Origin of the sequence: Kitasatospora putterlickiae, assembly GCF_039527695.1 — a bacterium.
Lineage (GTDB): Bacteria > Actinomycetota > Actinomycetes > Streptomycetales > Streptomycetaceae > Kitasatospora > Kitasatospora putterlickiae.
Genome location: NZ_BAAAKJ010000229.1, coordinates 3,804 through 4,665 on the forward strand (window position 1 = coordinate 3,804; position 862 = coordinate 4,665).

The 862-nt window shown below is 78.5% G+C and carries 1 protein-coding gene; it reads left to right on the forward strand.

Annotated elements, in window-relative coordinates; all coding sequences use genetic code 11:
- Nucleotides 1–843: discoidin domain-containing protein (locus ABD308_RS23165; RefSeq protein WP_344338167.1), on the forward strand; the 843-nt coding region annotated here is incomplete at its 5' end.
- Between the last annotated feature and the right edge of the window lie 19 nt (nt 844–862).

An 862-nucleotide genomic window follows, 5' to 3' on the forward strand; every position in this document is an offset into this window, starting at 1 on the left:
CCGCCCCCCGCCACGGGGCTGACCGTGGCGCCGGTCACCGGGGTGAGCGTGCCGCGCGGCGGGAAGGTCGGCGTGCCGCTGCTGGTCACCGCCGGGCCGCAGACGCCGTCCGGGACGTACCAGGTGCCGGTGGTGTTCGTGGCCGGGCAGACCACCGTGCGCCAGGTGCTCCAGGTGCACGTGGTGCCGCCGACCGGCGGGCCCGACCTGGCGATCACCGCGCGGGCCACCTCGTCGGCCGACGAGACGCCGGCCTTCCCGGCCTCGGCGGTGGCCGACCAGGACCCGAAGAGCCGCTGGTCCTCGCCGGCGGCCGACGACGCCTGGGTGCAGCTGGAGCTGCCGCGGGCCACCCACCTGGGCTCGGCGGTGCTGCACTGGCAGGCCGCGTACGCCGCCTCGTACAAGCTCCAGGCCTCGGCGGACGGCCGGACCTGGACCACGGTCGCGACGGTGGAGGACGGGTCGGGGGGCAACGAGACGGTGCGGTTCGACGCGCCGGACGCGAAGTTCCTGCGGATGCAGGGCGTGGCGCGGGCCACCAAGTACGGCTACTCGCTCTGGGGCGTCGAGCTGTACGCCGTCGCGCCGGCGGACGGGGCGGCGCAGCCGCCCGTGGCACCGCCGGTCACCGCCCCGGTCACGCCACCGGTCACCGCTCCGGTGGAGTCGTCGGGCGGGACACCGGGCGGCGCACCGGGTGGCGGCCAGCAGCCGGACGGCCAGGCCGGCGTCCCCGCGCCGACCACCCCGCCGCCGCCCGCGCCCACCCCCTCCGCCACCACGGCCGGCCCGACGCCGCAGCCGACCGGCACGCCGTCGAAGCAGCCCGAGCGGCCGTAGGGCGCCCGAACGGCGGGAA